Source organism: Caulobacter sp. LARHSG274 (genome assembly GCF_052871235.1).
This window is the reverse complement of sequence record NZ_JBIXJO010000016.1, coordinates 88,817-112,398: the sequence shown is the minus strand read 5'-3', so window position 1 is coordinate 112,398 and position 23,582 is coordinate 88,817. Positions and strand designations below refer to the sequence as shown.

Annotated in this window: 20 protein-coding genes and 1 tRNA gene; 9 read left to right on the top strand and 12 right to left on the bottom strand. The window is 67.8% G+C overall.

Going from position 1 to position 23,582, the window contains the following annotated elements:
• The coding region (locus ACIPQB_RS20465; RefSeq protein WP_446487099.1) for an acyl-CoA dehydrogenase family protein at nt 1-193 on the bottom strand (193 nt) is incomplete at its 3' end.
• A gap of 89 nt (nt 194-282) precedes the next feature.
• The gene (locus ACIPQB_RS20460; protein ID WP_446487098.1) at nt 283-1,779 is read right to left on the bottom strand and encodes a CoA-acylating methylmalonate-semialdehyde dehydrogenase; all 1,497 of its coding nucleotides are present in this window, start codon (nt 1,777-1,779) and stop codon (nt 283-285) included.
• Between the two features lie 95 nt (nt 1,780-1,874).
• On the opposite strand from ACIPQB_RS20460, the gene ACIPQB_RS20455 reads away from it, so the two are divergent.
• A complete protein-coding gene (locus ACIPQB_RS20455; protein WP_446487097.1) occupies nt 1,875-2,753 on the top strand; it encodes a LysR family transcriptional regulator in 879 nt (292 codons plus the stop codon).
• Nucleotides 2,754-3,030: 277 nt separating this feature from the next.
• Here the strand turns inward: ACIPQB_RS20455 and ACIPQB_RS20450 are convergent, their stop codons facing one another.
• Complete coding sequence (locus ACIPQB_RS20450) at nt 3,031-5,517, bottom strand: glycoside hydrolase family 9 protein (RefSeq protein ID WP_446487096.1); 2,487 nt, start codon at nt 5,515-5,517, stop codon at nt 3,031-3,033.
• A gap of 616 nt (nt 5,518-6,133) precedes the next feature.
• Here ACIPQB_RS20450 and ACIPQB_RS20445 point away from each other — a divergent pair.
• A complete protein-coding gene (locus ACIPQB_RS20445) occupies nt 6,134-6,649 on the top strand; it encodes a cupin domain-containing protein (protein WP_446487095.1) in 516 nt (171 codons plus the stop codon).
• A gap of 208 nt (nt 6,650-6,857) precedes the next feature.
• Nucleotides 6,858-6,995 (top strand): SDR family oxidoreductase, encoded by a 138-nt coding sequence (locus tag ACIPQB_RS20440; protein ID WP_446487094.1) that lies wholly within the window; start codon nt 6,858-6,860, stop codon nt 6,993-6,995.
• On the opposite strand, the gene ACIPQB_RS20435 is transcribed toward ACIPQB_RS20440, so the two are convergent.
• The 6 genes from ACIPQB_RS20435 to ACIPQB_RS20410 form a co-directional block, all read right to left on the bottom strand.
• Entirely contained in the window at nt 6,983-7,813 is an 831-nt protein-coding gene (locus ACIPQB_RS20435; RefSeq protein WP_446487093.1) for an oxidoreductase, read from the bottom strand. The genes ACIPQB_RS20440 and ACIPQB_RS20435 overlap by 13 nt on opposite strands.
• 75 nt (nt 7,814-7,888) lie before the next feature.
• Complete coding sequence (locus tag ACIPQB_RS20430) at nt 7,889-8,305, bottom strand: organic hydroperoxide resistance protein (RefSeq protein WP_446487092.1); 417 nt, start codon at nt 8,303-8,305, stop codon at nt 7,889-7,891.
• A gap of 28 nt (nt 8,306-8,333) precedes the next feature.
• Nucleotides 8,334-9,602 (bottom strand): epoxide hydrolase family protein, encoded by a 1,269-nt coding sequence (locus tag ACIPQB_RS20425; protein ID WP_446487091.1) that lies wholly within the window; start codon nt 9,600-9,602, stop codon nt 8,334-8,336.
• A gap of 37 nt (nt 9,603-9,639) precedes the next feature.
• Complete coding sequence (locus tag ACIPQB_RS20420) at nt 9,640-10,149, bottom strand: cytochrome P460 family protein (RefSeq protein ID WP_446487090.1); 510 nt, start codon at nt 10,147-10,149, stop codon at nt 9,640-9,642.
• 14 nt (nt 10,150-10,163) lie between these two features.
• The gene (locus ACIPQB_RS20415; protein ID WP_446487089.1) at nt 10,164-11,195 is read right to left on the bottom strand and encodes an alpha/beta fold hydrolase; all 1,032 of its coding nucleotides are present in this window, start codon (nt 11,193-11,195) and stop codon (nt 10,164-10,166) included.
• Nucleotides 11,196-11,321: 126 nt separating this feature from the next.
• Nucleotides 11,322-12,104 (bottom strand): alpha/beta fold hydrolase, encoded by a 783-nt coding sequence (locus ACIPQB_RS20410; RefSeq protein WP_446487088.1) that lies wholly within the window; start codon nt 12,102-12,104, stop codon nt 11,322-11,324.
• Nucleotides 12,105-12,313: 209 nt separating this feature from the next.
• On the opposite strand from ACIPQB_RS20410, the gene ACIPQB_RS20405 reads away from it, so the two are divergent.
• From ACIPQB_RS20405 to ACIPQB_RS20385, 5 genes are all read left to right on the top strand, one after another.
• Nucleotides 12,314-15,214 (top strand): ATP-binding protein, encoded by a 2,901-nt coding sequence (locus tag ACIPQB_RS20405; RefSeq protein ID WP_446487087.1) that lies wholly within the window; start codon nt 12,314-12,316, stop codon nt 15,212-15,214.
• Nucleotides 15,215-15,444: 230 nt separating this feature from the next.
• Nucleotides 15,445-15,528: transfer RNA gene (locus ACIPQB_RS20400), tRNA-OTHER, on the top strand.
• Nucleotides 15,529-15,683: 155 nt separating this feature from the next.
• Nucleotides 15,684-16,445 (top strand): hypothetical protein, encoded by a 762-nt coding sequence (locus tag ACIPQB_RS20395; protein ID WP_446487086.1) that lies wholly within the window; start codon nt 15,684-15,686, stop codon nt 16,443-16,445.
• Entirely contained in the window at nt 16,438-17,523 is a 1,086-nt protein-coding gene (locus ACIPQB_RS20390) for a toxic anion resistance protein (protein ID WP_446487085.1), read from the top strand. Before ACIPQB_RS20395 ends, ACIPQB_RS20390 begins: the two co-directional genes overlap by 8 nt.
• 52 nt (nt 17,524-17,575) lie before the next feature.
• Complete coding sequence (locus ACIPQB_RS20385) at nt 17,576-19,300, top strand: hypothetical protein (protein WP_446487084.1); 1,725 nt, start codon at nt 17,576-17,578, stop codon at nt 19,298-19,300.
• A 274-nt stretch (nt 19,301-19,574) separates the two neighbouring features.
• Here ACIPQB_RS20385 and ACIPQB_RS20380 read toward each other — a convergent pair whose 3' ends face one another.
• Nucleotides 19,575-19,883: a hypothetical protein gene (locus tag ACIPQB_RS20380; protein WP_446487083.1), complete on the bottom strand. Its 309-nt coding sequence runs from the start codon at nt 19,881-19,883 to the stop codon at nt 19,575-19,577.
• 355 nt (nt 19,884-20,238) lie between these two features.
• Between ACIPQB_RS20380 and ACIPQB_RS20375 the strand changes: the two genes are divergently transcribed.
• The gene (locus ACIPQB_RS20375) at nt 20,239-21,939 is read left to right on the top strand and encodes an O-linked N-acetylglucosamine transferase, SPINDLY family protein (RefSeq protein ID WP_446487082.1); all 1,701 of its coding nucleotides are present in this window, start codon (nt 20,239-20,241) and stop codon (nt 21,937-21,939) included.
• On the opposite strand, the gene ACIPQB_RS20370 is transcribed toward ACIPQB_RS20375, so the two are convergent.
• Together ACIPQB_RS20370 and ACIPQB_RS20365 are read right to left on the bottom strand one after the other, a co-directional pair.
• Nucleotides 21,936-22,958 (bottom strand): aromatic ring-hydroxylating oxygenase subunit alpha, encoded by a 1,023-nt coding sequence (locus ACIPQB_RS20370; RefSeq protein ID WP_446487081.1) that lies wholly within the window; start codon nt 22,956-22,958, stop codon nt 21,936-21,938. The two genes, ACIPQB_RS20375 and ACIPQB_RS20370, sit on opposite strands and share 4 nt — an antisense overlap.
• Nucleotides 22,955-23,578 (bottom strand): acetyltransferase, encoded by a 624-nt coding sequence (locus ACIPQB_RS20365; RefSeq protein ID WP_446487080.1) that lies wholly within the window; start codon nt 23,576-23,578, stop codon nt 22,955-22,957. Before ACIPQB_RS20365 ends, ACIPQB_RS20370 begins: the two co-directional genes overlap by 4 nt.
• Nucleotides 23,579-23,582 lie beyond the last annotated feature (4 nt).

Genomic DNA, 23,582 nt, shown 5'->3' with positions numbered 1-23,582 from the left:
ACAGGCCCGAGCCGCCGACGTCCTCCTGCACATAGACCCCGGCGAATCCCAGGGCCGCGGCCTCGCGCAGCGCCTCGACGGGGAAATGCTTGGTCTCGTCCCAATGGGCCGCATGCGGGGCAAGGCGGTCGGCGGCGAACTCGCCGGCCATGGCCTGGATCGCGTTCTGGTCTTCGGTCAGGGCGAAAGGCATGGTGGGACCCATAAAGGGGCGGTTCGGGACCCAGATCCCGAACCGCCAGTTGGACGCCGCCTCCGGGAGGACATGCGGCGCACCGAGGCCTATTTCATCGTCGGGATGACGAAGGCTGAGTCCTCGACGGCGCCTTCGGGCCAGCGGGCGGTGACGGTCTTGAGCTTGGTGTAGAACTTGACGCCCTCGGTGCCGTACTGGTTGGTGTCGCCAAAGCCCGAGCGCTTCCAGCCGCCGAAGCTGTGATAGGCCACCGGCACGGGGATGGGCACGTTGATGCCGACCATGCCGACATTGACGCGGGATGCGAACTCGCGGGCGGCGCGGCCGTTGCGGGTGAAGATCGCCACGCCGTTGCCGTAGGGGTGGTCGCTGGGCAGGGCGATGGCTTCCTCGAAGCTCTCGGCCCGGACGATCTGCAGCACCGGGCCGAAGATCTCCTCCTGGTAGGTCTTCATGGTCCGGGTGACGCCGTCGAACAGCGACGGGCCGATGAAGAAGCCCTGCTCGAAGCCCTGCAGACTGAAGTCGCGGCCGTCGACCACCAGCTCCGCCCCCTCGTCGATCCCGACCTGGATGTAGTCGGCGATCTTGCTGCGATGGGCGGCGCTGACCACCGGGCCGTAATGGGCCGCGGCGTCGGTGGAGATTCCCACCTTCAGGGTCTCGATCTCGGCCACCAGCCGCTCGCGCAGGTCGTCGGCGGTCTTGCGGCCGACCGGCACCACCACCGGCAGGGCCATGCAGCGCTCGCCGGCCGAGCCGAAGGCCGCCCCCGACAGGTCCTTGACCACCTGGTCAAGATCCGCGTCCGGCAGCACGATCCCGTGGTTCTTGGCCCCGCCCATGGCCTGGACGCGTTTGCCGTGCGCCGTGCCCGTTTGATAGACGTATTGGGCGATGTCGGAGCTGCCCACGAAGCTGACGGCCTTGATCAGCGGATGGGCCAGGATGGCGTCGACGCAGGCCTTGTCGCCATGCACGACATTGAGCACCCCGGCGGGCGCGCCGGCCTCCATGAACAGCTGGGCCAGCATCACCGGCACGGTCGGGTCCTTCTCCGACGGCTTGAGGATGAAGCTGTTGCCCACCGCGATCGCAATCCCGAACATCCACATCGGGATCATGGCCGGGAAGTTGAACGGGGTGATGCCCGCGCAGACCCCCAGGGGCTGGCGCATCGAATAGACGTCGATGCCCGGGCCGGCGCTTTCGGTGTAGTCGCCCTTCAGCACATGCGGGATCCCGCAGGCGAACTCGATGACTTCCAGGCCGCGCTGGATGTCGCCCTTGCTGTCGGCGATGACCTTGCCGTGCTCGGACGACAGCACCTCGGCCAGGGCGTTCATGTCGCGCTCGATCAGCCGCTTGAACTCGAACATCACCCGCGCCCGGCGCTGGGGATTGGTCGCCGCCCAGCCGAGCTGGGCCCGGGCCGCGACCTGCACCGCCGCATCCAGCTCCTCGACGGTGGCCAGCTGCACGCGGGCCTGCACCTGGCCGGTGTTGGGGTTGAAGACCTCGCCGAAACGGCCGGAGGCGCCGGGCAGGATCTCTCCGTTCACGAAATGGTCGATGGTCCGCATGACGCCGTCCCTGTTCCTAAGCGCCCGGACTATTCCGAAAAGGTGCAACATCGCCATTGCATATATGCAAGGCATCGGGGCAAATTCTCACAGCCATGTTCGATTGGGACGATCTTCGCTACTTCCTGGCCGCCGCCCGGGCCGGCTCGTTCAGCGCCGCCGCCCAGACGACAGGCGTGGACACCGCCACCGTCAGTCGACGTGTCGCAAGGCTGGAAACGGCGCTGAAGGCGACGCTGTTCGTCCGCTCGGCCGCGGGCCTGCAGGTCACCAGCACCGGGTCACGCTTGCTCGAGACGGGTTTGCAGGCCGAGACCGCCATGCACGCCGCCGCGCGCTCGGGCGATCCAGAGGCCGGGGGCGGGACCGTGCGGATCAGCGTCGCCGAAGGGTTCGGCGCCCACGTCCTGGCTCCGGCCTTGCCCGCCTTCCGGCGGGGGCGGCCGACCTTGCGGATCGAACTGGCGGCCAATGCCGGCTTCCTGTCGCCGACCCGGCGCGAGGTGGACCTGGCCGTGACCCTCAGCGCGCCGACCGACGGCCGCCTGCTGGTCGAGCCGCTGACGGACTACCAGCTGGCCGTCTACACCTCGTCACGGTACCTGGCCGACAGCGGTCCGCTGGACGACGCCGAGGATCTGCGGCGATGCCAGGTCGTCGGCTATGTCGACGACCTGCTGTATTCGCCGGAACTGCGCTATCTGGACGAGGTCGCGCCCGGGCTGGAGACGGCGCTGTCGAGCTCGTCGATCCGCGCCCAGTGCGAGATCATTCTGGCCGGCGGCGGGGTCGGGGTGCTGCCCTGCTTCCTGGCCGAGGGCCTGGTGCGGGTGGCGCCGCGCGTGCTGCTGCAGCGCCGCTTCTGGGTCAGCACCCTGCGCGAGGTCGCCGCAAGCGCCCGGGTGCGAGCTGTCCGGGCCTGGCTGCAGGACCTTGCCGTCGCCCGCAGCCGCGATCTTCGCCCTTTCGACTGAGGTGCGAGGCCTGCTTCTAAATGTCTGGAAACTGGAGCAGCGCCAAGGTCTCCTTCTGGCGCTGTGCGGGCGCGAAGACCTTACAGGCGCAGACGTAGTAATCTGAAACTCACCTCGTTGGATTTCGACGCGGCGGTGGTTGGCGAGCTTCAAGGCGCTCAAGTTCGAGATCATCATCACCGACCAGCACCGCCCTGGCTGAACCCCATCGGGCCTGGACTGCGTTCCCGCCTCGGTCGGTCGCCACGGAACCGTCCATGGCGACCAGGTCTTGTCTCTAACGCTGATCCTCGGTTGCCGCGATCGCCGCCTTGGCCGCGAGGATGTAGGCGGTGGTGGTGCTCACCGTGTATTCGCTCTCGAACCACAGGAACGGCCAGTCGGTCATCATTTCAGGGAAGTCAGGCTTGATGATCAGCACGCCCGGCGCCATCCCGCCGGGAATGAACCCGTAGTCAGCGCGATTATGGCCATAGCCGTTCAGCTTCGAGCGCGTGCCGACGGTCGAGACCAGGGACAGGTTGTTGGCCGGGTGGCGGCCGAGCATGTAGTCCAGCGCGTGCAAGGTGTATTCCGGTCCGATCAGGTCCGGAAACGCCTTGTGCGCCAGGTACATGTTGACGCCGAAATTGGCGACTTCCCCCGATCCCGCCCATGAGCCCATCGCGATCGGGACGCCGAACGGATTATTGGTCAGCTCGGCGTCGACCCGCGGCTTGGCGGCGGCCACCAGGGCCTTGATCCGCGCCCGATAGTCCGCGTCCATATAGGGGAGCGCGCGCACGGCGACGCCGCTGACGCGGTCGAAATTCGTTTCGATCGCCGGCGTCAGGGTGCGCAGCCTCGCGGTGTAGACCGCGTCGCCCTTGGTGGTGATGATCAGTTCCACGGTCGCAGAGACCTTGGCTAGGTCAAGGAACCGGGACATGAAGCCGCTGTCGTCGCGGCCGTCGCTGCCATTGGCCGTCTTGCTTTCCTGGGCCGACCACAGCGCCTCGGCGGCGGACAGGGCTTCGGCCGAGGTCGCCGGGTCGAAGTCCTTGAGCGCGCGGCTGGCGGCCGCGAGGCTGCCGGCCACCATCAGGTCGTTGGCCGGATAGTCGGTGGTGAACGCCCAGCGGTCGTCGGGCGCGCCCGAGCGGTCGCCTCGGGTCTCGTTCGGCCCGAGCGAGGAATCGTAGAGCTTGCCGTCGGTTTGCGATCCGGCATCGCCGAGATGAGCGTATTGGCGAAGCTTCGGGTCGATGATGCCGACGATGGCGTGCCCGAAGACCTTGTACTGCGCGAGCAACTGCAGCGTGCCGTGGCGGATCTGCTGGAGCGCGTCGGGCGCGCCGTCCGGCTTGCGGATCTCGACCTCACGCGCCTTCTCGTCGATGCTGGTTTCATCCCAGTCGAGTCCGAAAAGCTCGCGCGTCCAGACGAGGTCGCGCACCACCTGCGCGTTCTGCGGGGTCTGGATGTCGTAGTCGCCGGCGTCCTGGAAACCGCCGACCGCCAGCCCGGGAATATGCTCCCCCGGCTTGAACGGCGAATCCAGGTTCGGCCCCATGCGATATCCATCGAAATGGACGTGATTGGGCGGGGCCTGAACCGCATCGTCCAGGTGCGAGGCGCGCTGCCACACTCGGTACTGCTCCCGCACGGTCATGTGGTCCATCTGCACGGGAAGATAGGTGTCGAGCGACGGCTGCCAGATCCGCGCATAGGCGTCGGCGGCGATCGGGAAGGGGTTGGTCGTCTGCCCGGCATAGGAGATGGCGTAGACGCCCGGTTCGCGCACGCTCGAGAAATCGAACGCGGCGTATTTGTAGCGTAGCCATTTGCCGCGCTGCTGAACCGCCGCGCTGAACACAGGCTTTGCGCCGCTGTCGGTGATTTTGACCAGAGTGGCCTCTCCAGGCCCGTCGGATGCTGGATCCAGCTCGATCAGCGCCACCTTGCTGCGCTGCGGCGTGTAGCCGGCCTGGTTGAAGGAGACGACCGGCGCTCGCTTCCAGCCCGCGATCACGTGGGGTCGTACGTGCCAGACGACGGCGTCTTGCTTTGCGCCCGCGGCGATCAGGGAACGGACGACGAACCAGCCGTTCTGCGCCCGATTGCGCGCGTCATATAGTGCGAGCGGCGTATTGGCGGTGATGGTGACGCGGGTATTGGGGTCTTCCGGCGAAAGGGTCACGCTCCGAGCGCCAGACGCCATCGGCTGAGGATCGCCCGAACCGTCGGTCTCCATCGGCCCGTTGGGATTGCGCGGAAACAGGCCGGGCTGGTCGCCCATCAGATAGGTCTTGCCGAAATAGGCGGTCGGCAGGAAATCCAGGTTGAAGCCGGCCTTGCCGACGAGCTCCGGCGGGAGCGGGGCGTCGAGATCCACCGCGATGCGGAAGCCACCATCCTCGGGGGTCACCTTCACCCGATAGTTCAGATTCGCCTTCGGATAGCTCGAGCGCACGACGACCTGGCCCGGCGTCTCGCCGAGCGTGCGCTCGCCGAACGTCGGCACCGGATCCCATTGCTCGGGCGTCGGATTGAGCCGGACCTCGCCGTCGGTCGCAATGCGTTCGCCATGCAGGACGATCTGGATGCCGGCGTTCTTCTCATCGAAGAAGATCGGGCTGAAATGATTCTGCTCGACGATCACGCTCAGGCCCGGCGCCTCGAGCGTCTGGTCCGGACTCAGTTGCAGGGTTTGGGCCTGCGCGGCCGTGATCGCAAACATCGAACACGCGGCCATGGACAGCTGGCTGGCGATGATCCTTCGCATTTCGATTCCTCTCCTGTTAGCGGTAACATTTTTATATCATCGCTCGGTCGTGATCCTCACATCGCCAATTTGGGAGCGGTGCGTTTGCTGACCCTCGCTTTCGCGGCCAGCAACCTTGAGCTTCGCGTCAGGTCGTCATCGGGATCGCTGAAGCCAGCGCGATCCGGATTTCAGCGTAACCCTCTTTTGTATGACTATTGGGAAAGCTGAACTAGGGGGAATAGACCATAGATGGAGCGAATTTATAGATATGCCATCATGCCGAGCAAGCTTCATTTGTCAGCTTAATTCTCATCGGAGCGGAGGGGGCGCTGTGGTGGCGAGGAGCTTCATCGCCGCGTCCGTGGGAGAGCGAAGAGCGCCGCGGCCGGCGACACGGACGAAAAGTCGCCGACCGCAAAGCGGATGTCGGATTTTCAGAATGAGGCGAAGGTCGGCTCCTGGCGCTGCCAGGTCCCCTTCCGGACTGCAGGGCGGGGCAGGGTGGTGAACGAACCGCAACCTGGCCTCCCATGGGCAAGCTGTGGCACGCTACGCCTATGGAGGTCGGCTGGCGTCCGCGAGGGCGCGGGAGCAGTCATCCGCTTTATGGCTTTGCGACCTAGGGAGATCTGCGATGAAGACAATGGCTAGAGCCTCCACGATCGGCGCGACCTTATTGGTGTTCGCCGTTTCGTCGGGCATCGGCCCCGCTTCCGCGCAGATGCGGCGCGCTCAGGCATCCGAACCGTCCGGTTTCGCGAGTGGCGCAGATGTCCAAACTCAACTCCGCGAAATGCTCGCCGAGATGAAACCCGATCAAGGATTCATGTGGCGACCCTTGGTCCGCGACGGTGCGACCGTGGCGGCGATCGAAATATGGAAGAAGCCGGGCCGCCCGGCTGTTCACCCCGCCGAAGCGGAATATGCAATCGTCTTAGAAGGCTCGGGCACGCTTGTTTCCGGCGGCGCCATGGCCGATCCAAAGGTCAGCAACGCCAACTTGGTTGAGGGAAGCCGAATCGAGGGCGGCACGACGCGGCCACTCGGGCCCGGCGATGTCATCTTGATCCCCGCAGGCGCACCTCATTGGTTCGGGATTGCCGGTGACCGACTGGTCCTGCTGGGAATCAAATTACCCGGATCGAAATGACCGATCCGGCGGGAGCGCGTGACGCCCGTTACGCGGAAGTTTTCGAACGCTGCCAGAGTTTCTCGCTGGCGCGGAAGCGGACTCCGCAAAGCTGGGAGGAGGTGGTGCTCGCCCAGCCGCCCAGCCGCCGAATGCCGCCATTCTGGAAGTGATCCAAAGGCCGCGATTGGTGCGGCCTCGCCGCTGGAGCAGACCATTCGGGGCGCATATGCTGCTGCCGCTGGTCGCGCGGGAGCGGATGGGCGAGCCGCGGGAGGTCGCGAACCTGGTCAGCTATCTGGCTCGCGAGGAGGCGGGCTTCATCACCGGCGTCAGCCTGACGATCGACGGCGGCTATTCGGTATAGTCCGTCGAGGCGCTGAGTTCGCGCCAGGCCTCCAGCATCGCCAGTCGCCCACGATCGGCGGCGGCGATCGCGGCCAGGGCGTCGCCGCCCAGGGGCAAGCGAAGCGGCGGCTGGTCCTCGGCGGCGATGCGCAGGATGGCCTGGGCCGCTTTCCGGGGATCGCCGGGCTGGCGGCCGTCGTATTCGGCCTGCCGACGGGCGGCGGCGCCCACGACGGCGTCGTATTCCGGCCGGCCGGGTTTCAGAGCGGTGGAGGCGCCGGCGAAATCGGTGCGGAAGCCGCCCGGCTCGATGATCGTCACCTTGACGCCGACCAGGGCCATCTCCTGCGCCAGGACCTCGGAAAAGCCCTCGACTCCCCACTTGGCCGCCGAATAGGCGGCGCGTCCCGGCGCGCCGAGCCGGCCGCCCACCGACGAGACCTGGATGATGTGGCCTCGGCCCTGCTCGCGCATCACCGGAATGGCCGCCTTGGTGACGATGACCGTCCCGAACAGATTGACCTCGATCTGCCGCCGGAAGTCGTCGAGCGAGGTGTCCTCCACCGAGCCGACATCGCCATAGCCGGCGTTGTTGACCACGACGTCGAGGCCGCCGAAGCGCTCGACCGCCAGGCGCACCGCCGCCTCGGCCGCCACCGGATCGGTGACGTCGAGGGCGGCGGCGGCCACCGCCGGGCCATGGCGCTGTTCGAGAGGCGCCAGGCTGGCCGGATCGCGCGCCGTGGCGATCAGTTGGTCGCCCGCCTCGAGGACGGCTTCGGCGAGAGCGCGGCCCAGGCCGCGCGAGGCGCCGGTGATCAGCCAGGTCTTGGACATGGGATTTCCTTTCCAGCGTTCCCCCGGGGGCGTCGCGAGAGGGGTGGGGGTGGCGTCCGTCAACCTTCCGCGGGCTCAGACGATGTTGATGGCGATGTCGATATTGCCCGCCAGCGCCTTGGAATAGGGGCAGGTGCGGTGGGCGGCCTCGACGATCGCCTGGGCCATGTCCCTCGGCAGGCCGGGCAGGACGACGTTGAGGCGGGCGGCGAGGCCGTAGCCGTCGTCATCGACATTGAGATCGATCTCGGCGTCGATCGCCGGGGCCTCGGGCAGGGCGAGCTTCATCTGCTTGGCCGCGATGGCGATCGCGCCCTCGAAACAGGCCGACCAGCCGGCGGCCAGCAGTTGCTCGGGGTTCGTGCCCGTTCCGGGGCCGCCGGGCGTGGAGAGCCTGATGTCCAGGCGTCCGTCTGCGCTGCGGGCGACGCCTTCGCGGCCGCCGGCGACATGGACCTTGCCGGTATAGAGGGTGCGGGGAGCGGTGGTCATGGTGTCGGTTCCTTTGCGAGAAGGGGGATCAGCGCAGCGAACGGAAGGCGGCGCGGACTTCCTGGGCGAACAGCGCCGGCTGCTTCCAGGCGGCGAAGTGGCCGCCGTTCGAGGCTTCGTTGAAATAGATCAGGTCGCGATAGCAGCGCTCGGCCCAGGTCCTGGGCGCGCGGAAGATCTCGCCGGGAAAGACGCTGACGGCGACGGGCAGGTCGATGACGCCGCGGGCGTTGAAGTTGTTGGTGTGGTCTTCCCAATAGATCCGGGCGGCCGAGGCGCCGGTGGCCGTCAGCCAGTAAAGCGAGAGGTCGTCGAGGATCTCGTCGCGGGTCAGGACCTTCAGGGGATCGCCGCCGCTATAGGTCCACTGGGCGATCTTTTCGTACATCCAGGCGGCCATGCCGACGGGCGAGTCGACCAGGGCGTAGCCGATGGTCTGGGGCCGGGTGTTCATCATCGCCGCATAGGCGGCGTTGTCGCGATAGAAGGCCTCCAACTGGTCGAAGGCCGCGCGCTCGTTGGCCGACAGGCCGGCCGGGGCCGGATCGCCGGCGGCGAGGGTCCTGGCGATGTCGGCCGGGACCACGGCGGGCATATTGAGATGGATGCCGAGCAGCCCCTCTACCTTCTGAAGCGCCATGCGCTGGGAGATCACCGAGCCGCAGTCGCCGCCCTGCGAGACGTAGCGGTCGTAGCCGAGGCGCAGCATCAGCGCCGACCAGGCCCGGCCGATATGGTCCGAGCCCCAGCCCAAGGTCTTCGGCTTGGCCGAGAAGCCGAAGCCGGGGATCGACGGGATGACCAGGTGGAAGGCGTCTTCGGCCCTGCCCCCATGGGCGGTAGGGTTGGTCAAGGGATCGATGGCCTTCAGGAACTCCAGGATCGAGCCCGGCCAGCCGTGGGTCATGATCATCGGCAGGGCCTGCTCGTGGCGCGAGCGGACGTGGATGAACTGGATGTCCAGACCGTCGATCTCAGTCACGAACATCGGCAGGGCGTTCAGCCGCGCCTCGACCTTGCGCCAGTCGTAGCCGGTCGCCCAGTAGCGCATCAGCGGCTCCAGGGTCTGGCGGCGGACGCCCTGGCTGTCGTCGCCGGCCGGCTCGGCGTCGGCCCAGCGGGTGGCGGCGATGCGGCGTTTCATCGTCGTGACGTCGGCCTGCGGGATGGCGACCTTGAAGGGGCGAACGGCGAGCGATGCGGCCTTGGCCAAGTGCGGCGTGAGCGCCGTCGCGCCGGCCGCGGCGAGGCCGCCCACCACCGTGCGACGGGTGGCCGGAAGGAAGAGATCGTTCACTGGGGAACTCCGTGGAGCTTGGAGAGAAGGGCGCGCCTCAGGGCGCGTAGCGGGTGAAGACGTAGTCGCGGTCCTGCACGCGGGCGGCGTGGCAGGCGAAGCAGGTCTGGTGCTCGGCCCGGTCGACGGGCTTGCCGTCGACGAACCGGCCAAAGCCCCATCCCCCGGTCGCGGCGTAGCGCGCGGAGTCCTTGACCATGACCTGGACGGTCGTCGCCGGGCCCGGGATCGAGGCCGGCGGGAAGTCGGGCGAGGGGGTGTGCTTCCAGGCCAGCTTCACCAGCACCGTGCCGTCCGGAAAGGGTCGGGTTCCGGCGCGGTAGGCGTCCAGCGCCTTGCGGTTGCCGACGACCGCCCGCAGCTCGTCCAGCGGCGCGGCCTCCTGGGCGGGGGCGACCAGGGTCCAGTCGCGATAGCCCTTCGGGAGGGTCACGCCATAGAGCGGCGACGCCGCCGACGGGGCCTGGACCGGGGCGCAGGCCCAGCACAGGCCGGCGACCACGGCGACGCCGCCGCCGATCGCCAGCATGGAGGAGGGGGAGGACATGGCGCGCCCCCGTCTCAGAAGCGATCGACGTCGATCACGGCCTGGGCGAAGGCGGCCGGGGCCTCCTGCGGCAGGTTGTGACCGATGCCGCCGGCGATCAGGCGATGGGCGTATTTGCCGGTGAATTTCCTGGCGTAGGTCACCGGTTCGGGATGCGGCGCGCCATTGGCGTCGCCCTCCAGGGTGATGGTCGGCACGGCGATGGTGGGGCCGGTCGCCAGCTGGCGCTCAAGGTCGTCGTACTGGCGCTCGCCATCGGCCAGGCCCAGCCGCCAGCGGTAGTTGTGGATGGTGATGTCGACATGGTCGGGATTGTCGAGCGAGGCGGCGCTACGATCGAACACCGCGTCGTCGAACGTCCATTGCGGCGAGGCCAGTTGCCAGATCAGCCTGGCGAAGGCGTGGGTGTTGGCCGCATAGCCGGCCCGGCCGCGGTCGGTGGCGAAGTAGAACTGGTACCACCAGGCCAGCTCCGCCTTGGGGGGCAGGGGCGCCTTGTTGGCCTGCTGGCTGCCGATCAGGTAGCCGCTGACGCTGACCAGCGCCTTGCAGCGTTCCGGCCAGAGGGCGGCCATGATGTCGGCGGTCCGCGCGCCCCAGTCGAAGCCGGCGACGATCGCCTGCTTCAGGTTCAGGGCGTCCATCAGGGCCAGGCCGTCGGCCGCCAAGGCCATCTGCTGGCCGTTGCGCGGCGTGTCGACCGACCGGAACCGCGTCGTCCCGTAACCGCGCAAATGCGGGACGATCACGCGATAACCCGCCGCCGCCAGCTGCGGGGCGACCTCGGCGAAGGCGTGGATGTCGTAGGGCCAGCCGTGCAGCAGCAGCACCGGCGTCCCGCTGATCGGCCCCAGTTCGACATAGCCGACGCTGAGCACGCCGGCGTCGATCTGTTTGAGCGCGCCGAACGGCAGGGCGTTGGCCGGCGTCGCGGCCTCGGCGCGGCGGGTTCCGGCCAAGGCCGCGGTCGCGGCGGTCAGGGTCATCGCGCCGATCAGGCGCCGGCGGCGCGCGTCGACGGCGAGGGCGGGGAGGTCATCGGCCATGGTGGATCGCCTTCCTGTTGAAGCCGTATTGAGACTAGGCGCGAGGCGATCCGTCTTGTCGTTAGGCGTCGTGAGCGCGTGTGAGCTCTTGCGCGGCCGACGGGCGAAGGACCGCCGTCGGCGAGGCTAGGGCTGGGCTGCCGCTGCGGCCTCGATCAGTTCGGCCACCGCCTTGGGGTGCGAGACCATGACGACGTGCGAGGCGCCTTCGATCACGACCGTCTTTTTGGACCCCGCCCGCGTGGCCATGAAGCCGAGCGCGGCGGGCGGGATGTTCCTGTCGCCGGTTCCATAGACGAACCACGAGGGCAGCCGCCGCCAGCTGGGGGCGCCGGAGGCCTCGGTCAGGGCTGCGTCGCGGACCGGGCGCTGGGTGGCGGCCATCAGCGCGGCCTCGGCCGGCGCGACATCGGCGGCGAACTGGGGCCCGAACCTGTCCTGGTCGATATAGAGATCCTTGCTGCCGTCGGGCAGCATGACGGGCGGCGCCAGGGCCTGGCCCAGGGAGCCGCCCGGGAAGCGTCCGGTGAGCTCCAGGGCGTTCTCGCCGGCGTCGGGGGCGAAGGCGGCCACGAAGACCAGGGCCTTGACGTTGGCCGGCGTCGCGCCGGCGTCGCTGATCACTGCGCCGCCGTAGGAGTGGCCGACCAGGACGACCGGTCCCTGGACGGCGGCGGCGACCCGCCCCACCGAAGCGGCGTCGTCCTTGACGCCGCGCAGCGGGTTGGCGGCGGCGATCACTCGGTAGCCGTCGGCCTTCAACAGGGCGGCGACCTGGTTCCAGCTGGCCGATTCCGCGAAGGCGCCGTGGACCAGGACGATGGTGACCGGCTTGTGGGACGGCGCGGCGAGCGCGCCAGATCCGCTGAGCGCCAGGACCACGGCGAGCGCGGTGAGCAGTTTGGGCATGGACAGGTTCCCGGGACGGATGACGAAGGTGGACGAGTGCGCCGCGTCCTCGATCCTGTCCGAACCCGACCGACTTTGCGTGTTAGGCGTCGCGAGATGCTGTGAGTTCTCGTGGCGCTGCCGATTGATCGGCTGGGGCGAATTCCCCTAGTCAGGACGAACCGGGTCGGCGGGCAAGCCGCGCGGGAAGGCGATGAGAGGGTCGGGTCTTGGAGCACGCATATCCCGACATGGGGGTCGACGGGCTCGCGTTCGGACCGTTCGAGTTGCGGCCCCGGCAGCGACTGCTGATCCGGAACGGCGCGCCGGTCGACATCGGCGGCCGGGCGCTGGACCTGCTGGTCGCCCTGGTCGAACAGCCCGGGCGCGTGGTGTCCAAGCGTGAACTCTTCGATCGGGTCTGGCCTGGGCGGACGGTCGAGGACGCAAGCCTGCGTTTCCACATGACCAGCCTGCGCAAGCTGCTGGGCGACGGGGAGGGGGACGAGCGCTACATCGCCACCCAGGTCGGCGTCGGCTATGCGTTCGTCGGCACGCTGAAGGCGGCCGCGATGGTCGATCCGCCGCCGCCTGCTGGAAGCAGCGTTGCGACGCTGTCGCTGAGGGCGGCCGGCGCGCTGCCGACCCGGACGCGGCTGATCGGCCGGGAAGCGGATGTCGAGCGCCTGCTGGAGGGCGTGGCTCAGCCCCGCCTGCTCACCGTGGTGGGCCCCGGCGGCATGGGCAAGACCACCCTGGCGGTCGAGGCGGGCTACCGGCTGGCCGGCGAACATGGCCGCCACGTGCGGTTCGTCGACCTGGCGGCCCTGGCCAATGGCGCGCTGATCCCGTCAGCCCTGGCCGGCGCGCTGGGCATTCCCGTGCAGACCGAGGACCCGATGACCGTCCTGCTGGGCCACATCCGCGCCCAGAACATCGTGCTGATCCTCGACAATTGCGAACATCTGGTCGACGCCGCCTGCGCCGTCGCCGAACGCATAAGGGAGACCGCCCCCAGGGTCAGCGTGCTGGCCACCAGCCGCGAACCGTTGCGGGCGCGCGATGAGCATGTCCACTGGCTGGGGGCCCTGCCGTTTCCGAGCGACACAGCGAGCCTGTCGTTGCAGGACATTCTGGCTTTCCCGGCCGTCCAGCTGTTCGTCGAGCGGGCCTGCGCCGCCAATAGCGGTCTGGCGGTGGGCGTCGAGGCGGCGCGGACGATCGCCCAGATGTGCCAGCGGCTCGACGGCATGGCCCTGGCCATCGAACTGACCGCGGTGCGGGCGGCCGCCCACGGCCTTGAGACCACCAGCGCCATGCTGGGCGAGCGCTTCGCCCTGGGCTGGACGGGACGACGCACCGCCCAGCCCCGGCAGCAGACCCTGCAGGCCACGCTGGACTGGAGTTATGGGCTCCTGAGCCAGACCGAACGGCGCACGCTGGAAAGACTGTCGGTCTTTCGCGGGCCGTTCTCGCTTAGGGCCGCCTTGCCGGTCGTCTCGGATGACCAATTGGACGAGGCGCAGGTCGTCGCCGCCTTCGAGGAACTGACGTCCAAATGCCTGGTCACGCCGGATCGGACCCACTGCCCCGAGGCCTACCGGCTGCTCGAAACCACCCGGGCTTATGGCAAGGCCAAGCTGGACGAACGCGGGCAGGCCGAGTTGGACGCCGTCCGCCGACGCCATGCGCGCTTCTTCCGCGACACGTTGGCCGGACTGGGCGAGACGCCCGAGGCGGTCTTCGCCGGCGCGGCCATGATGTCGGGGCAGATGGGCAATGTCCGCGACGCCCTGGACTGGAGCTTCGGGCCCAAAGGCGATTTGGCCGTGGCCACGTCGCTGGTGGCCGCCAGCGTTCCGCTGTTCGCCTTTCTGTCGCTGTTCGTGGAGTGCCGCACCTGGTGCGAGCGGGCGGTGCAGCGACTGGACGGTCAATTCCGCGACACCAGTGAGGAGATGGAGCTGCAGGCCGCGCTCGGCCTGACGATCATGTTCACCCGCGGCAACGCCCCGGAAGCCGGAGTCGCCCTGCGTCGGGCGCTCGACATCGCCATCGCCCTGGAGGATCGCTGGAACCAGCTGCGGCTGCTGGGCCGGCTGCACATCTTCCATGAGCGGGTGGGCGAGTTCGAGCAGGCCCTGGCGTGGGCGGAGCAGGCCGTGGAGGTCGCCGCGCAGGTCGGCGACCCCGAGGCGATCGGCTTGGCCGCTTCGCTGGCCGGCGTATCGCACCACCTGTCCGGAGACCAGGCGAGAGCGCGGCGTGAACTGGAGCTCTCGCTCTGGAAGAGTGCGCCGTCCGAGCGAAGCCGCACGCTTTACTACGGCTTCGATCATCGCAACCGATCCGGCATCGCGCTGGCGCGCGTCCTGTGGCTGCAAGGTCTGCCCGACCAGGCGCGGCGGCTGGCGGTGCAGACCGAGATCGAAGCCATGGCGCTCGATCATCCGGTGACGCGCTGCATCGCCCTGATCTGGAGCCATTCGATCTATGTCTGGACGGGCGACGAGGCCCAGGCGCAGGCCAGCCTCGAGGCCTTCGCCGAGATCGCCGAGGTCAACGGCTTTGCGCCCTACATCGCCGTCGCCCTTGGCCAGAGGGGCGCGCGGGCCGTCGAAACGGGCCGGGCCGGCGAGGGCGTGACCCGAATCGAAGAGAGCCTGGCGCGCCTGCACGCCGCCCGATACGAACTGCTGACCACGACCTTCGAGCTTGCCCTGGCCCAGGGCCTGCTGCTCAGCGGCCGACCCGACGACGCCCTGCGGACGGTGGACGCCACTCTGGCGCGGTGCCGCGCGAACGGAGAAGCTCTCGCATTGCCGGAACTGCTCCGTCTGCGCGCGCGCATCGTCGCGCAACACCGCGTCGAACAGGACGGCGAAGCCGAACGGCTGCTGGGCGAGGCCTTGGACGTCAGCCGCCGACAGGGCGCGCGCGCCTGGGAACTGCGGGCCGCGCACGACCTGGCGCAGCTTTGGCTGGCGCAGGGAAGGGCGGCCGAGGCGCTCGCGCTCTTGGGCCTGTTCCGCGACGCCTTTGTTGAGGGGCTGGACACGGTCGATTTTCGCGGTCTCGAAAGTCTTTGGAGTTCGATCCAGAAGGCCGAGGTTTCGTCCCAAGGACTGTGACTGACCTTCCCCACACCGATTGGTGGCGCCGCTCGATAGAAAAGCGTCCAGACCGACATTCGCTCCTCCTTCAGGCGGCTCAGCGCGAAGCCTTTGGGCATGCGGGCCCGCCGTCGTTGGCCGAACGCAGAGCCCATCTCGCCGCCCTGAAGGGGGCGCTCGTCGCCTGGCGCGAGCGGATCGAGGCGGCGATCGACAGCGATTTCGGCCACCGTTCGCGGTACGAAACGGCGATCCTGGAGGTGACACAGCCCCTGTCCGATCGCGCCGGCTACGAATCTGGGGGGGCGGACGTTCGAATCGTTCCGGGCGCACCTACGCTATTTTACGCCAGGGTTTCCCAGAGCTACCCCGGAGCCGCCGAAAGTACGCTAACGGTTTGCGAAGCGCCCGAGGCGTTTGTGCTTTGCCAAGCACAATTAAAGCGCGGAAGAACCGCGCGTTAAGGTTGCGCCCCTAGAAAAGGGGCATGTCACCGCTCCTTAAACCGACGTTCGACAATCGACCCGACCTCGCGGCGAGCGATCTGCTGCCGCTGTCGGAGGCGAGCCTGGCGTTGCTAGATGCGGCCTCGGCGTTTGAGCCGATCGATGACCGCCTGCTGGCGACGACCCCAGCCAGGGATCTGTCGAATTGCATTTCAGGGCTCGTCACCTCGCTTCGCGCTTTGGACGTCAACGCCGTGGTTAAGCGAAAGAGCTGGTGGCACCAATTCACCGGCGCCGATCTGGAAGCGCGGCTCAAGTTCGATCTGGCCTGCAAGACCTTGCGTGGCGCGTGCGAAGAAGGCCGCGCGCGGGCCACAGCCGCTCGGGACGCTGGCAGCTTGCTCTGGCGCACGGCGCGCAGGACGGAAGCCGAACAGGAGCGGCTCGCCTTGGTGGTCCGTGAAGCGAGGGCGGCGCTGAGCGCCCCCGGCGCGCGTGAGGCGCCTCCTGAAATCCGCGCCCGCTTTGAACGCCGGATCGCTAACCTGATGACGCTCGAGGCCGCCAACGCACTGACGCTGAAGCAAATCGAGCTTTCGATTTCCACCCTCAAGGGACTGCTTGACCGCTTCATGGAGGTCGAGCGCCTCCTGTTGCCGCTCTGGCAGCGCGCCGGCCTAGCAGCAGCCCAGGCTGTCTCCCCTGACCCAAGAGCGCCTCACCCTTTCCTGGACTTGCCTCAGCTGCACGCCAGCCTGGTTGCCGGCCTCGACAACCTTCTTGACGGAAAAGCCAATGCCTGAGACCCAAGCGCGCGCGCGCGCGCAAAACACGTCCCTTCTCCAGGAACCTAGCGACGACGCCGTCGCCGCCCTTGCCGCATCCATCGACGTGCGCTCGCCGCTGTCGATCGCCCAGTTCGGCAAGGATGTGGGGGCCAAGACGGCGCACTACGCCGACGCCCTCCTGAGCAAAGCGCGCAGTGGCGATCTGGACGAGGCCGGCGCCCGACTGAACGAGATCATCTTGTCGACCCAGGCCTTCGACCTCGCGTCTTTGGATGGAACCTGGAGTCGCACACCGATCATCGGCCGCCTCCTGCGCCAGGGCGCAGCCATGAAGGAAAAGGCCATGGCGAAGTTTGCCTCGGTGAAAACCCAGGTGGACAAGGTCGCGGCCGATATCGACGCGACGGCCAATAGGCTGATGGCGCGCGCACAAGACTTCGACGCCATGTATGAAGGCGTCAAGGAAGAGCACGCCAGCCTGACTCTGCACGTCCGCGCTGCGGAGCGCCGCCTTGCTCACCTGGAGAAAGAGTTCGCGGACCTGGCCTCTGAACCGCAGAACACCGCCACGCTTGAGGTGGGTCAAGCGATGGAGGCCAGTCGCCAAGCCCTAGGCAAGCGCGTCGCCGACCTGTCCATGCTCGCGCACAGCAGCTTGCAGACCCTGCCGATGATCCGGGTCATGCAAGGCAACAACCTGCTGCTGATCGACAAGTTTCAAACGATCCAGCGCCTGACCCTGCCGGCGTGGAAGCGTAGCTTTACTCTGGCCCTCGCGCTCGACGAGCAACGCAACGCGGCGCAGCTGGCTAACGACATTGACGACGCGACCAACCTGTTCATGCGTCGTAACGCCGAACTGCTTCACGAGAACGCGGTGGCCACGGCCAAGACGAACCAAAGGCTGGTAATCGACATCGACACGTTGCGCCACGTCCATGACACGTTGATCCAGACCTTCGTCGATGTCCGGACCGTGCACGCCGAGGGCGAGAAATCACGCGCCGAAGCGCTGGAGGACCTGAGCAGACTTCGTGATGAAATGGTTCGCGGCCTATCGCACGAGCCCCAGCCGCAGCCCTTAGCGCGCTAAGCCCTTTCACATGCACCAGAGCGTCTCAGCGTTGGAGGGCCGGGACAGGGTCGTGCGGCTGGGCGCGGGCCTAATCACGCTGCTCGGTCTGACGATGTTTTGCCTGGGCTTAGCCTGGCACCGTACGCCCCTGCATATCCCCGACGGGTTCGATCAGAGACTGGACATTCCCGCCAGCCTGAGAGCGACTCTCGAGGCCCAAGGTGTGACGCTGGACAAACGCCCCGGATGGGTGGCGAGTCAGTTCTGGATATATACGGCGCTCTTCACATTTCGGGCCGGCCTGGTCTGGTCGCTTGTCGGCGATCTGATCCGTCGTCGTCGAATACTGGCTGGCGTCGCCGCCGTCTTGCTCGCGGTGTCGTTCATACCGCTTAAGCCGGCGCCGGACATCTGGTTCACCTTCAGCAACCGTGTGGTCGAAGCCGGAACCTCGCGCTGGGATCCGGAGCGTGTCGCTGAAGCCGACGGCGCGGCGCGCCCAAATCTGAAAATCGCAACCCTGGACCCAGGACGTCTTCGCCCTCAGGAGCAGCGAGCGGCGCACTACGTCTTGGCTCAGAGCGCCTATATCGCCAAGAAGCCTCGGGAATTGGCCAGGCATCTCGCCGGCATGGGGGCAGACTACGTTCCAGGCAGCCTCAGCGCGCGCGACCGGATCATCGCAATGTCCGGCTACGCGCGGGCCCAAGGCCAAGCTGTCGCGCCGTTTCGGGATCGGACCCTAACACCGCCAGGGCCGCTACCCGCCATAATGAGCCGCCTGACGATCTGGCTGGGTGGTTGCCTCGTGGTCGTGGCCATGCTCGTGGAGCTCCTCGCGGCTCGACTCGCCGCGCGCCTACGTCGCGTTCATGGGCTGATGCGAAGCCTCGCGTCGGACGCGGGTTTAGCGGAAAACGACTCCGTCGCCGCCCGTCCCCTTCCGCTGGCGCAGCACACCGCCACCCTCGAAGCGCGCGGCGTGAGACTCGAGCGCTTGGCGCCCTATGGTTTTGGCGTAGGCCTGTTCCTGATCCTGTTTGCGTGGCTCTGCGGATTGCCCCCCGTTTTTCCCGCAAAGGCGTTCAGTACGATCCACGTCCCTCTGCCCGGTACGGATTTCATCTTGGCGCAGGGCGCTGTCTTGCAAAGTAGCGGGAACCGCGCCTTCGTGTTCGGCGTCTCCACGGAGGTGGTCCAGATCACCTTGAATTTCCTTAAATTCGGGGCGGTCCTGGCGGGCCTGTACTGCTTCTTTGCTCGCAAATGGAAAGGTTTGGCTGCATTGGTCGCTGTCGTTGTTTTGATGGCGACAGCGGATTCCGCGATCAACGACCGTAGCGGCGCCACTGTTTCAGAGCCTGTCATCGCGGCCCTTGAAGCGCGGCTTGCAAGTCCATTTGCCGAGAAGCTCAAAGCCATCGAGATCGCCTCACTGCGCTACGAGGCTGCCCAGCGTGCCTATCTCCGTGATGATCCCGTTCGCGCCGCACAGCTGTTGAACGCGATGTCTGCGTCTGACCTAGAACCAACCTGGGCTGTGACCTGGCGAATGAAGGCGATGGCCGATTGGTGCCGTCGTCACGGACAATCCTTCTCCTCGCACTCGATCGCCGCTAAGGCGCCGAACATGGAGGGAGAGAGAATCCGGGCGATTGCGATCGGCGCGGCCGGCCTGATATTTGTGATCCTTTCGGGCCTGAGCATGATGCTGGCAGGTGTCATCGCTGGACGGCTCGGCCGCCTCTCTGGCTCGGTAGCGCTTATGCCACTCGCTCCTGCGAAGATGCCGTAAGGCAGGCTAATGCGCAGCGACGCTTGCTGACTGTCGTTCGGTTCGCTTAGATCGCCAGCGGCCACTCATAGTTCTCCGCAGCATCCGTATCTGCGCGCCATCTTTCCTGACATCGTTGAAAACGTTGCGGTTCACCGTCTGGGCGACCATTTTTCGACGATTGCTACACAGGCAATCTACGCAATCCCGACCACGATCGGGATCTAAGTGTCTCTGAACGCGCGGGGCTTCTGCGCAACCGATCTACACAATGGATCAAGCGGACGGGCCGGTGTCAGTTGCCCAAGAACCGCTTGGTGCGCTCCTGAGCCTCGATCCTGATGATTGCCTCCTCGGCCGTGGCGCATTCGCCGCCCCGCACCGAGCCGTCTCGGCATCCGGCGACAACCTGACGCGCCTCGTCAACATGCGCGACGAAATATTGCGCGCCCCGCGCTTGGCTTGGCGCCGCAGCGATGGGGGACGAGATGGCGCCGGGGGCTGTCTGCTGCGTCGGCGCAATGACCGGCCGCAGGACAAATCCACCCGTGAAACTAACAAGCGAAGCGACGAGCACTATAATGATTGCCTTGCTTCGCCACATGGCGGCAACTCCAGAACCGGTCACTAATTTACTGCACGTTCTGCGAGAAATCGAAAGAGGGTGCATGAGGCGCCTTGGGGCGCGCGCCCCGGTCGAACCCTCGCAAACGACGCTTCGTCCGAGTCGTCGCCAAGCTGTCCCCGCACCTTGCCCGCTCGCAACATCGAGAACGACGATGGTTATCGTCATCGCCGAAGCCGTGCCTTGTTCCCTTGGCTACGGCGGCCCAAACCGGCCGATGATCTCGGAGCCGCGATCATGATCGTTAAGGTCGAGTCCGCCGGCGTTTCTTAGCGGCGCATTAACCCTAATGCCGGCGTTATCGGCCTCGATTTCCAACCGATGCGAGCCTTCCATGTCCGGCCTGCCGACCCCTCCGAACGCCGGCCAGGACCTGACCGCCGCCAAGGCCTTGCTGATGGCCGGCGACGCCGCCGGGGCGCTCCCGCTGATGCGGGCGCTGGTTGCGGCCGAACCGTCCAAGCACGAGCTGCGCTACTGGCTGGCCTCGGCCGCCCTCGGCGCCGGCCAGGCCGAGGAGGCCGACGGGGCGCTGAACGACGCGCGACTGCTGCACGCCTTCGCCCTGATCCGCGGCTTCGGCGGCGACGTCCAGCGCCTGACCAAGGACCCGGAATACGCCGTCGCCGTGGCGCAGATGCTCTATGACGCCAATGCGATCGCCACCGCCGGCGTGGCGCTGAGCCTGGCCATCAGCGCCGGCCATCCGGACATGCAGGCGCTGTTCACCTACGGCCTGTGCCTGCACCACCAGGGCCGGGCCGAGGAAGCCGCCCTGGTCTTCCGCGCGGTGACCGAGAGCGACCGCACCACCGCCCAGGCGCACGAGTTCCTGCTGTTCTCGCTGTTCTTCGTGAACGACGGGGTCCGGCGCCACGCCGCCGAGGCGCGCGAATGGGGCCGGCTTTACGAGGACAAGGGCCCGGCGCCGGCCTTGAAGAACAGCCGCGAGCCGGGCCGCAAGCTGCGGATCGGCTATGTCTCGCCCAGCTTCGTCCAGCTCCAGGCTCGCCAGTTCGTCGTGCCGCTGATCGAGAGCCACGATCGCCAGCAGGTCGAGGTCTTCCTCTATCCGGCCGAGGCGGCAGGCGAGACCGAGTGGGCCCAGCCGGTGACCGTGCGCGCCATCGGCGCGCTGTCGGACCAGGACGCCGCCGCCCTGATCCGCAAGGATCGCATCGACGTGCTGGTCGACGTCTGGGGGCACAATCCGGGCAATCGCCTGCCGGTGTTCGGCCGCCGCGCCGCGCCCGTCCAGGTCACCTGGCTGAACTACCAGCAAACCACCGGCCTTTCGAACATGGACTATGCGCTGCACGCCGATTCCGTGCCGACGCCCGGAATGGCCGAGCTGTTCACCGAGACGGTCTGGACCGTGCCGCGGATCTCCGCGCCGTTCCGGCCCGATCCGCAGGCCCGCGTCTCGCCCGCCCCATCCCTGGCCAGCGGCCAGGTCACCTTCGGCAGCTTCACCAATCCGGCCAAGATCAGCGACGAAACCGTGGCCGCCTGGGCGCGGATCCTGAAGGGCCGGCCCGGATCGCGGCTGCTGCTCAAGTACCGTTATTACGAGGACCACGTGCTGGCCCGGGTCATGGCGGCGCGCTTCGCCGCCCACGGCGTCGACATGGATCGCCTGGTCTTCGACGGCCACACCAAGGGCGAGGCCTATGAGAACGCCTTCGGCCTGGTCGACCTGGCGCTCGACACCTCGCCCTGCCAGGGCGGCACCACCTCGCTGGAGGCCCTGTCGCGCGGCGTGCCGGTCCTGGCTCTGCGCGGCGAGACCTTCTACAGCCGCACGGGCGTGGCGATCGTCACGGAGGCGGGCCTGCCCGACCTGGTGACCGACAGCTGGGACGACTATGTCGCCAAGGCGATCGAGGTCTCGGCCTCGCCGGCCGGCCTGCAGGCCCTGCGCGACCGCGCCGCCGCCGGCTTCGCCGCCGCGCCCTACCGCGACGAGGCGGGCGTGGCGCGGATGATGGAGCAGGCCTATCGCGAGATGTTCGAACTCTGGCGGGTGAAGGCCTAGCTGGCCAGCGCCGTCAGAATGGCGTGCAACCGCCGGACCCGTTCCTCGGACCGCGCGAACACCCGGCCGGGCCGCGTCATGTCGTAGCTGGGGCTGACCCGCGCGCAGATCGCGTGGTCCTCCTCGAAGATCCGGCGATTGACCTGGGCGCTGGACTCGAAGAACCCCTCGACCGCCGTCTCGGCCCCGGGCTTGACGCGGGAGGTCAGCAGCCGGCTGCAGAAATGCGCCTGGTTGGGGAGCGCCGACGGGAAATAGGTCTGCAGGGCGTAGGAGTAGCCGAAGGTCGAGGAGACCATGGCGAACGGAAAGACGTACAGCGACCAATAGCCTTCATAGGCCTCGTCGACCTCGAAGAACCGCTTCATCACCGACAGGCCCTTGGCGGTGCGAGCCTGGCCGATGCGGGCCAGGTAGCCGATGTTGCGGCCCTGGTAGTCGATGCGGTCGTCGATCAGGCCCAGCGGGGCCAGGGTCTGCGGATGGATCGGATTGACGTGGTAGCCCTCCAGCGCGTTCTCGACCCCGACCCGCCAGTGGGCTTGGAAGGGGAAGGCGTTGAAGTCGCGGCGGGCCGTGATGCGCCGCGAGGCGCGCTCAAGGTCGGCGAAGGCCTCGCCCAGCTGGGCGTCGAGGCTTTCCACCGGGGCCAGGCCGACGAACAGGAAGTCGCCGCACCAGGCGGTGCGGAAGGTGCGCAGCCCAATCCCGGCCAGCTCGGCCTCGTCGAAACTGGCGCGCTGGGCCACCCGCAGTTGGCCGGCGCGATAGGCCCAGCCATGATAGGGGCAGACTACACGCCCGACCCCATGATCGCCGGTGAAATAGCGGGCGCCGCGGTGCGGGCAGACATTGTCGAAGGCCAGGATCTCGCCCTCGTCGTTGAACAGGGCCAGGTCGCCGCCGGGCCAGTCCAGGCGCAGCCAGGCGCCGGGCTCGGCCAGTTCGGCGCGATGGGCGACCAGGTGCCAGAAGTCGGTCAGCAGCCGGTCGTCCAGGCGGGGCAGGGCGGGCGTCACAGTCGGCGGGCCGGGGCGGCGTAGAGCGTGGCGCCGTCGGGGGCCTTGCGCACCACCACCGCGCCGGCGCCGATCATGCAGCCGTCGCCGACCGACACCCCCGGCAGGACCCGCGCCCCGGAGCCGAGGAAGGCGACGCGACCGACCTTGACCCCGCCCATCAGGTCGACATAGCCGCTGAGCGTCGAGAAGTCGCCGACCTGGGCGTCGTGGCCGATGCTGGCATAGGCGTTGAGGGTGACGTAGTCGCCGCCGCGCGCGTCGGCCGAGACGTCGGCGAACGGTCCCACCACCACCCCCTGGCCGAGCCGGGCCGAGGCCGAGATCCAGGCGCGGGGGTGCAGCAGGGTGGCGAAGCGTCCGCCCTGGGCGGTCAGGCGCTCGGCCAGGGTCTGCTTGCCGTCGGGGTCGCCGACCGCCATCACCAGCAGGGTTTCGGGACCGGGCTTGAAGCCATGGGTGTCGCCCAGCTGGGGCAGGTCGCGGCCGAAGGCCCTGAACGGCTGGTCGCCGTCGTCGAGATAGCCGCTGAAGCGGTCGCCGGCCTCCAGGCCCGGGGCGAACCAGTCGAAGATCTCGCGGGCGAAGGCCCCGCCGCCCACCAGCACATAGTCGGTCATGGCG

Coding starts and splice junctions, on each gene's coding strand:
- ACIPQB_RS20375 (WP_446487082.1), top strand. CDS start 20,239: ATGTCCGGCCTGCCGACCCCTCCGAACGCCGGCCAGGACCTGACCGCC.
- ACIPQB_RS20445 (WP_446487095.1), top strand. CDS start 6,134: ATGAAGACAATGGCTAGAGCCTCCACGATCGGCGCGACCTTATTGGTG.
- ACIPQB_RS20380 (WP_446487083.1), bottom strand. CDS start 19,883: ATGTGGCGAAGCAAGGCAATCATTATAGTGCTCGTCGCTTCGCTTGTT.
- ACIPQB_RS20420 (WP_446487090.1), bottom strand. CDS start 10,149: ATGTCCTCCCCCTCCTCCATGCTGGCGATCGGCGGCGGCGTCGCCGTG.
- ACIPQB_RS20440 (WP_446487094.1), top strand. CDS start 6,858: ATGCTGCTGCCGCTGGTCGCGCGGGAGCGGATGGGCGAGCCGCGGGAG.
- ACIPQB_RS20395 (WP_446487086.1), top strand. CDS start 15,684: ATGTCACCGCTCCTTAAACCGACGTTCGACAATCGACCCGACCTCGCG.
- ACIPQB_RS20435 (WP_446487093.1), bottom strand. CDS start 7,813: ATGTCCAAGACCTGGCTGATCACCGGCGCCTCGCGCGGCCTGGGCCGC.
- ACIPQB_RS20430 (WP_446487092.1), bottom strand. CDS start 8,305: ATGACCACCGCTCCCCGCACCCTCTATACCGGCAAGGTCCATGTCGCC.
- ACIPQB_RS20450 (WP_446487096.1), bottom strand. CDS start 5,517: ATGCGAAGGATCATCGCCAGCCAGCTGTCCATGGCCGCGTGTTCGATG.
- ACIPQB_RS20390 (WP_446487085.1), top strand. CDS start 16,438: ATGCCTGAGACCCAAGCGCGCGCGCGCGCGCAAAACACGTCCCTTCTC.
- ACIPQB_RS20460 (WP_446487098.1), bottom strand. CDS start 1,779: ATGCGGACCATCGACCATTTCGTGAACGGAGAGATCCTGCCCGGCGCC.
- ACIPQB_RS20415 (WP_446487089.1), bottom strand. CDS start 11,195: ATGGCCGATGACCTCCCCGCCCTCGCCGTCGACGCGCGCCGCCGGCGC.
- ACIPQB_RS20455 (WP_446487097.1), top strand. CDS start 1,875: ATGTTCGATTGGGACGATCTTCGCTACTTCCTGGCCGCCGCCCGGGCC.
- ACIPQB_RS20365 (WP_446487080.1), bottom strand. CDS start 23,578: ATGACCGACTATGTGCTGGTGGGCGGCGGGGCCTTCGCCCGCGAGATC.
- ACIPQB_RS20410 (WP_446487088.1), bottom strand. CDS start 12,104: ATGCCCAAACTGCTCACCGCGCTCGCCGTGGTCCTGGCGCTCAGCGGA.